Genomic DNA, 7729 nt, shown 5'->3' with positions numbered 1-7729 from the left:
CCAGCGTTCGTCCTGAGCCAGGATCAAACTCTCCAATAAAAATCTTTGAAAAGCGAAACCTGGCAACAACAAATGTTGCCAAAGGAATCTCCCACTCATCCCAAAAAGATGAGCCGGGGTATTGCCATAATTGGCACTGGCTTATCAAGCACCCTGTTGAGTTCTCAAAGAACAACCACACACCATCCGGCAAATTTCTCTGCCTTCCGGGGCACTCGCTCTACTTTACTCGCCATTCCCGAATCGTCAAATCCGAGAAATCCGAGCCCCACACAAAACCGCACGATCGACAACCGCACGATCAAGATTAGGATTTCCGTCAGGACGGCCGGCCGGGCCCCCGAAGGGTCCCGCTCGCTCGCCCGTCTCCCTGGCGGCTCGAACAACATTACAGGCACGTGTCCCCGATGCCAAATCCCCCTCCGGGCGACGCCGGTCACATCCAGAGAGGACCGGACGGGTGCCCGTGCAGGTGTCCCGGCGGCCGCGCTGCGGCCCGGCGTTGCAGCATCGTCGCGAGTCTAGGAGCGGCAGAGCACGAGTCGCGTACCCAAGAAAGAAGTAAGGGTGAGGCAACGTTGTGCCGGCGGCGTATAACGGCAGCATGCGGGCTGACGAGATTGCTGAGCTGGTGGGTGAGGTGCCCGGTACGGAGCCCTCCTACGGACCCGGTCTCGTGACCGTGCACATCCCGGCGATCGGCGATACCGCTCAGCTGGCGCTGCGGGACGTCATCGAGGTCTATGAGGTGAGCGTGCCCACCGGCGCGCCCGCGGTGCAGTTCGACCTGAAGCAGAAGCGTGCCGTCCTGCCGCTGATCATCACGGTCGACGACGCGGTGTTCACGCCGGTCTACGCCGACGACGTGCTGGTGCCGGACGACGAGCTGATCGTGCCGGCGATGCCGAGTCTCATCGCCTATTCGGAGATGCACCGCGACGTGCGGATGCTGGGCAGGGCGATCGACGACCCGGATGTGGAGCTCGACCCGGAGATCCTGGCGGCGACGCTGCTGGCGCACCGGTGCTTCATCGCGGGCGCGGTTCGGGTGGGGCTGTGGCCGGTGCGGGTGGCGGCGTGGTGGGAGTACACCTCGGCGAAAGCGGTCAAGGCGGGGGTGCGGCTGGCGCGATTCCGGGCGGATGAGCGATGGGATCGGCTGATGGCCGATGTGACGGAAGCGCGGCGGCAGAGCGCGCCGGCGGAGATCTAGGCGGGGGCCCGGGGAACTAGCGCGGCGCACAGCAGGGCCAGGGTCATCGCCGCGGCATAGAGGACGAGGACCAGGGTGTAGGAGTTCGGCACCGCGGTCAGAACCGCTCCCCCGGCGGCCGCGCCGAGACTGCCGCCGACCGTGCGCATCACCGTGTTGACGGCCGCCGAGACTCCGGTCTGTTCACTCGGGACCGCCTCCACGACCAGCGCGCCCACCGCCGCGAAGGCCAAACCGACACCCGCGCCCATGATGAGAACGCCGAGTCCGACCTGGATCAGGTTCCGATGAAAGACGGCAATCAAAAGGTACGAGAACGCGGACGTCCCGATGCCGGCCGCGAGAGCCGCCCGGGACGACAACCGCCGGTGCACCCGCATGATCAGCAGGTTGCCGAGGGCGGTCGGGACCATCACCAGGCCGACGATCGACGGCCCGGCGCCGAACCTGTCGGCCACCAGCAGCGGGATCAGCATCCACGAGCCGAACATGCCGAAGCCGAGCAGGAACGTGGCCGCGTTGGTGGCGCGAACCGTCGGCAGTGCGAGGGTGCGCAGGTCGACCAGCGGATGGGCGGCGCGGCGCTGGGTGCGCCACCAAATCACGGCCAGCAGGACCGACACCGGCAGCGGATAGATCGAACCGGTGCTGAGGGCGAGCAGGAGCAAGCCGAGCCAGGACGCGAGGAGGGCCGCGCCGAGCCAGTCGACGCGCGCTTCGCCGGATGTGCGGCGGCCGGGTGGCAGCAGCAGGACCACCGGGATCATCGACAGGGCGGAGACGATCGCGGGGATCAGGAACAGCCAGCGTGAGGAGAGCGCGGCGATGATCGGGCCGGCCGTGATGGTTCCGGCGGCACCGCCGACGCTCATCACGGTGGAGATCGCGACGAACGCGCGGGCGCGGTTCGGGGCGGGCAGGTGGTCGCGGACCAGGGCGAAGCAGAGGGGGAAGACCGCGCCGCCGAGGCCCTGGATCACCCGGCCGGCGACCATGACCGGCAGGGTGCTCGCGGCGGCGGAGGTCAGGGCGCCGATGCTCATGGCGGTAAGCGAGGTCAGCAGGATGCGGCGTTTGCCGTGCACGTCGGCGAGCCGGCCGAGGACCGGGGTGGAGATCGACGCGCTGAGGAGGAAGGCCGTCAGGAGCCAGGCGGTGTCGGACGGGGTGGAGTGGAGTTCGCGCTGGAAGACGCCGAGGGCGGGTACTACCAGGGACTGGAGTACGGAGTAGGCGGTGGTGGCCAGGCAGAGGCCGGGTAGGAGGGCTTGGGTCTGCCTGTGTCGGCAGACAGAACGCGCGTTCTGTCTACCTGTGGTTCGCGAGACAGAACGCGCGTTCTGTCTACCAGGGGGCAGGGCGCCCGCCCCGGCGGCCGGAACGCCGCCGGGGCGTGGTGCTGGTGCTGTCACGGGACCTGGACCAGTGCCCGGTTCCGGTTGGCCGGCCGGGGCAGCCCGTAGTGCTCCCGCAGCGTGCGCCCGGTGTACTCGGTGCGGAACCGGCCGCGCTCCTGCAGGATCGGCACGACCTGGTCGACGAAGGCGTCCAGTCCGGACGGCAGGACCGGCGGCATGATGTTGAAGCCGTCGGCGGCGCCGGACTCGTACCAGTGCTCGATCTTGTCGGCGATCTGGACCGGGGTGCCGGCGAACGTGAGGTGACCGCGTCCCCCGCCGAGGCGGGCGATCAGCTCGCGGACCGTGAGGTTCTCCCGGCGGCCGAGGTTGACCACCAGGGTGCGGCGGCTCTTGGCTCCCTCGATCTGCTCCTCCTCCGGCAGTTGTGCCGGGAGTTGCTCGTCGAGGTCGAGTTCCGCCTGGTCGACGCCGAGCAGGTCCGCCAGCGTGCGCAACGCGTATTCCGGTCGGATCAGGCGGTTGAGCTCGACCTCCAGTTCGCGGGCCTCCCCCACGGTGGCGCCGATCAGCGGCACGATCCCCGGCAGGATCTTGATGTGGTCCGGGTCCCGGCCGTGCTCGGCGGCCCGCCGCTTGAGGTCGTCGTAGAAGTCGGTCGCGTCGGTCAGCGTCTGGTGTGCGGTGAAGACGGCCTCGGCGTACCTGGCGGCGAAGTTCCGCCCGTTCTCCGACGAACCCGCCTGCACCAGCACCGGCTGGCCCTGCGCCGACCGCGGCACGTTGAGCGCACCGGCCACCGAGTAGTAAGCGCCCCGGTGCTCCGGCGGGTAGATCTTGCTGTCGTCACCCCAGACGCCGCGCTCCTTGTCGGCGAGGATGGCCTCGTCGTCCCAGGAGTTCCAGAGCTTCAGCGACACGTCGACGAACTCGGCGGCCCGCTGGTAGCGCTCCCTGTGCGCCGGCAGGGCGTCCAGGTTGAAGTTGCGAGCCGCGTCGAGCCCGGCCGTCGTGACGATGTTCCAGCCGGCCCGGCCGCCGCTGACGATGTCCAGCGAGGCGAATCGACGCGCCAGGTTGTACGGCTCGTTGTACGTGGTCGACGCGGTTGCGATGAGCCCGATGTGCGAGGTCGCCCCGGCAAGGGCGGTGAGCAGCACGGTCGGTTCGAGCACGCCGGACGGGCGGCGGCCGACCTGGTCCCAGAGCACCGGGCCGTCGGCGAGGAAGAGAGAGTCGAGCCTGCCCCGCTCGGCGATGCGGGCCAGGTTCTTGAAGTGCTCGACGTCGAGGTCGGCGTACGGGTCGCTCTCCGGAAGACGCCAGGCCGCCTCGTGGTGGCCGACGCTCATGAGGAAGGCGTTGAGGTGCAGCTGTCCAGAACGAGTCATCACCGCACCCGCGGGGTGTAGTGGGTGGCCTCGTCGCCCTCGAGGATGTAGCTCTTGGTGCCGTCAAGGCCGACCGGGACGTCGCCGGCGACCGTGACGCGGTGCAGCTTGCGGGCCAGGTCGCCGTAGTCGTCGGCGGCGTAGTGCTGGGTGCTCCGGTTGTCCCAGACCACGATGTCGCCGACCTGCCACCTGTGGCGCAGCGTGTTCTCCGGGCGGGTGACGTAGTGCTGCAGCAGCCGCAGGATGTCCCGGGACTCGGTCTTGGACAGGCCGAGGATGCCGGTGACGAAGTTGCCGATGAACAGGTTCGGCCTGCCGGAGTCCGGGTTGACGCGGACGACCGGGTGCGCGGTGCGGTACCGGGTGGAGACGAAGACCCGGTGGTACTCGTCGACCTCGGCCGAGCGGAACTGCGGGTGCTCGGCGTAGTCGTACGCGTTGGAGTGCTCGGCCCACGCGCGGTCGGCGAGCAGGCGCAGGTGCTCGGGCAGGTCGGCGTACGCGGCGGCGGTGTTGGAGAACAGGGTGTCGCCGCCGTACGGCGGGATGACCAGGCTGCGCAGCGTGGTGGCCTTGGGCGGGGCGACGACGAACGTGACGTCGGTGTGCCAGGCGTTGGCGCGGGCGCCCTCGCCGCCGGCCACCTCCAGGACGTTCGCCTGGCCGTCGACGGACGGCACGGTCGGGTGCGCCAGAGTCAGCTCACCGAAGAGCGAGGCGAAGCGCTGGTGCTGCTCGTCGTCGAGGTTCTGGCCGCGGAAGACGAGTACTTTGTGCTCGACGAGCGCGTCGTGGATCTCCTTGGCGGCCTCCGGGGAGACTGCCTGCTTGAGGTCGACGCCGCGTACTTCGGCCCCGATTCGGCCACCAATTCGCACGATTTCCGACATTTCCGAAATTCCCTTCGCTAGTTCGTGCGCCAGGTGGAGAACCGGCGCTCGGTGACGATGAGGAGCTGATTGACGACCAGGCCGATCGCGGAGATCGTGATGATCCCGGCGTACATGTCGGCGACCGCGAAGTTGTACTGGGCGTAGTTGATGAGGTAGCCGAGCCCCGCCTTCGCGCCGACCATCTCGGCGGCGATCAGGATGAGGATCGAGGCCGCGCCGGCCAGCCGGATGCCGGTGAAGATGGTCGGCACCGCGGCGGGCAGCACGACCTTCTGGAACAGGCGCAGCGGGCCGAGACCCAGCGATCGGGCCGACTTGATCAGCAGCGGGTCGACGGTGCGGACGCCGCTCACGGTGTTGAGCAGGATCGGCCACGTGCAGCCGTACAGGATGATCGCGACCTTGGACGTCTCGCCGAGGCCGAGGATCAGCACGAAGACCGGCAGGATGGCCAGCGCGGCGGTGTTGCGGAACACCTCGAGCAGCGGGTTGAGCAGGTTCGCCACCGGGGTGTACCAGCCGATCAGCAGGCCGAGCGGCACGGCGATGAGCACCGCCAGCCCGAACCCGGCCGCCGACCGGGCGAGGCTGGCCGACGTGTGACTCCACAGTTCGCCGGAGACCAGCAGGTCCCACCAGGCCGAGAGCACCTCGGAGAGCGGCGGCAGGAAGACCGCGTCGACCACACCGAGCCGGGGGAAGATCTCCCAGATCAGGGCAAGGGCGCCAATCGCAACGGTACGGGTGAGCACCGCGCCGACTCCCCGCAGCAGATTCCGGGAGACAGGCGCGGCCGTCCTCACCGCCGGGGAAACAACCGTCAGGCTAGACACGGGTGGACTCCAATTCGTCGCGGAGCAACGTCCAGATCTCGTGGCGGTAGTGGGTGAACTCCGGGTCCGAGCGCAGGTCCTCGGTGGCCGACCGGGAGGTGAGCGGGATGTCGACGATCTGCTTGATCCGGCCGGGCCGGGACGTCATGACCGCCACCCGCTGTCCCAGGTAGACGGCCTCCTCGATGCCGTGCGTGATGAACACGACGGTCTTTCCGGTCTTCTCCCAGATCCGCAGCAGCTCGTCCTGCAACCCGTCCCGGGTCTGCGCGTCGAGGGCGGCGAACGGCTCGTCCATCAGCAGCACGTCCGGGTCGAACGCCAGGCTGCGGGCGATCGCCACGCGCTGCTTCATGCCGCCGGAGAGCTCGTGCGGGTACCGGTCGTGGAAGCCGGTCAGGCCGACCAGGTCCAGGTACTCGCGGACCCTCTCGGCGCGCTCGCGCCGGGGTACGTGCTTGGCCTCGAGGCCGAACTCGACGTTGCCCAGCGCGGTCCGCCAGGGCAGCAGCGCGTACTGCTGGAAGACGATGCCGCGGTCCAGCCCGGGCCCGGTGACCGGCTTGTCGTTGACCAGGATCCGCCCGGCTGTCGGCTGGGCGAGTCCGCCGAGCAGGTCGAGCAGAGTGGACTTCCCGCACCCGGACGGGCCGACGATGACCAGGAACTCCCCGTCGGTCACGGAGAGGCTGATCTCCTGGAGGGCGGTCACCGTGGTGCCGCGGGCCTGGAAGGTCTTGCCGACGTTCTCGAAGCGAATCACGAAGCCACCTCGTTGTACGCGTTGGAGTAGATGTCGGCCGGCTCGAGGTCGTCCTTCTTCAGCTCGCCGGTGCCGTTCAGCCAGTCGATCCACACGCTGAAGTCGGTGTCCGCGATGACGCCGTTGGTGCTGGTCACGCCGTAGCTCTTCCAGAACTTCAGCGTGCTGCTGTCCTCGTTGCGGGCCCGGTTCTTGACGATCTCGGAGAACTTCGCGATGACGGTCTCGCGAGGCTGGGTACGCGACCACTCGATCGCCTTACCGACCCCCGTGGTGAAGGTGCGCGCCGTGTCCGGGTTCTTCTCGATGAAGTCGTTGCGCAGCACGTAGCTGCCACCGGTGAACGCCCCGAGCAGCTCGAAGTCGGTGAACAGCGGCCGGATGCCACCGCGTTCGAGGGCCTTGTCACGCAGCACCCCGCTCAGCGCGCCGGCGTCGATTTGGCCCTGCCGCAGTGACTGCTCGGTGTTGACCGGCGGCACCACGACCAGCTCGACCTGCTTGATCTCGTCCGGGGTCAGGCCGTTGCGGGTCAGATACGTCTTGATCACCGCTTCGGAGTGCGCGCCGAGCGTGTTCACGCCGATCTTCTTGCCGATCAGGTCCCGCGCCGTCTTGATCGGGCTGTTCGAAGGCACGTAGTAGCCGATGTAGCTGTCCTTGTCGGACCCGTAGTAGCCGACCACCGCGGTGATCGGCGCCCGGGACGCCTTGAGCTTGACGATCGCGCCGTTGAACGCCCCGCCGAAGTCGATGTCGCCGGTCGTGGCGGCCTGGATGTCCTGTGGCCCGCTGATCGTGTTGCCGATCCATTTGAGTTTCACGTCGCCCAGATAGCCGAGTGACTCGGCCAGCTCGGCCGGCGTGACCGCACCTACCGAGCCCTGGTAGCGCAGCTCTTTCACCTGGTCCCCGGCGGCCGCGGCGCTGCCGGACCCACCGCAGGCGGACAGGGTGGTGACGGCGAGGACGCCGGCCAGCGCGGCGGCGAGTGCGGATCTGCGGGTGGCCATGGGGTGCTCCTTCTTCCGGAGGTGGTCAGCGTTCATCGGCCGGCCGGCGCCGGCTGTTTCGGGCAGGGTTGATCGCGGCGGTCCGACGACCGCCCGCGGGCATGGGGCATCTCCCGGCGTCGATGCCGGTCAGTGATCGTTGTCAGTCAAGGGCGGCACCGCCGCCGTCGGACTCAACAGGCGCAGGTGCACACCCGGAGGTAGTCGACGAAGCGGCGCCGGGTCAGGCGCTTGCTTCCGTTCATGCCACCGAACGTAGACG

General features: G+C 68.5%; 7 protein-coding genes. 1 reads left to right on the top strand and 6 read right to left on the bottom strand.

Features of this window, described 5'->3' with window-relative positions:
* Positions 1-604: 604 nt before the first annotated feature.
* Positions 605-1213, top strand: a complete 609-nt coding sequence (locus tag AB0M02_RS26265; RefSeq protein ID WP_364231071.1) for a hypothetical protein — start codon at positions 605-607, stop codon at positions 1211-1213.
* On the opposite strand, the gene AB0M02_RS26260 is transcribed toward AB0M02_RS26265, so the two are convergent.
* Genes AB0M02_RS26260 through AB0M02_RS26235 form a run of 6 tightly spaced genes read right to left on the bottom strand, consistent with a single transcriptional unit; the run spans position 1210 to position 7467 of the window.
* The gene (locus tag AB0M02_RS26260) at positions 1210-2625 is read right to left on the bottom strand and encodes an MFS transporter (protein ID WP_364231070.1); all 1416 of its coding nucleotides are present in this window, start codon (positions 2623-2625) and stop codon (positions 1210-1212) included. The genes AB0M02_RS26265 and AB0M02_RS26260 overlap by 4 nt on opposite strands.
* A complete protein-coding gene (locus AB0M02_RS26255) occupies positions 2622-3962 on the bottom strand; it encodes an LLM class flavin-dependent oxidoreductase (RefSeq protein WP_364231069.1) in 1341 nt (446 codons plus the stop codon). The genes AB0M02_RS26260 and AB0M02_RS26255 overlap by 4 nt, the downstream gene beginning before the upstream one ends.
* Positions 3962-4855, bottom strand: a complete 894-nt coding sequence (locus AB0M02_RS26250; protein WP_364231068.1) for a TauD/TfdA family dioxygenase — start codon at positions 4853-4855, stop codon at positions 3962-3964. The genes AB0M02_RS26255 and AB0M02_RS26250 overlap by 1 nt, the downstream gene beginning before the upstream one ends.
* A gap of 17 nt (positions 4856-4872) precedes the next feature.
* Positions 4873-5691 carry an ABC transporter permease gene (locus AB0M02_RS26245; RefSeq protein ID WP_364231066.1) on the bottom strand — a complete coding sequence of 273 codons (819 nt, stop codon included), beginning with the start codon at positions 5689-5691 and terminating at the stop codon, positions 4873-4875.
* On the bottom strand, positions 5684-6454 hold the full coding sequence (locus AB0M02_RS26240) for an ABC transporter ATP-binding protein (RefSeq protein WP_364231065.1): 771 nt from the start codon (positions 6452-6454) through the stop codon (positions 5684-5686). The genes AB0M02_RS26245 and AB0M02_RS26240 overlap by 8 nt, the downstream gene beginning before the upstream one ends.
* Positions 6451-7467 carry an ABC transporter substrate-binding protein gene (locus tag AB0M02_RS26235; RefSeq protein ID WP_364231063.1) on the bottom strand — a complete coding sequence of 339 codons (1017 nt, stop codon included), beginning with the start codon at positions 7465-7467 and terminating at the stop codon, positions 6451-6453. The genes AB0M02_RS26240 and AB0M02_RS26235 overlap by 4 nt, the downstream gene beginning before the upstream one ends.
* Between the last annotated feature and the right edge of the window lie 262 nt (positions 7468-7729).

This window comes from Actinoplanes sp. NPDC051861, from assembly GCF_040681145.1.
Taxonomy (GTDB): Bacteria; Actinomycetota; Actinomycetes; order Mycobacteriales; family Micromonosporaceae; genus Actinoplanes.
Note: the sequence above shows the minus strand (reverse complement) of the source record. Positions and strands in the feature narration are given on the sequence as shown.

Excerpts from the sequence above, each read along its gene's own strand:
- AB0M02_RS26265 (WP_364231071.1), top strand. The coding sequence starts at position 605 with ATGCGGGCTGACGAGATTGCTGAGCTGGTGGGTGAGGTGCCCGGTACG.
- AB0M02_RS26255 (WP_364231069.1), bottom strand. The coding sequence starts at position 3,962 with ATGACTCGTTCTGGACAGCTGCACCTCAACGCCTTCCTCATGAGCGTC.
- AB0M02_RS26250 (WP_364231068.1), bottom strand. The coding sequence starts at position 4,855 with ATGTCGGAAATCGTGCGAATTGGTGGCCGAATCGGGGCCGAAGTACGC.
- AB0M02_RS26235 (WP_364231063.1), bottom strand. The coding sequence starts at position 7,467 with ATGGCCACCCGCAGATCCGCACTCGCCGCCGCGCTGGCCGGCGTCCTC.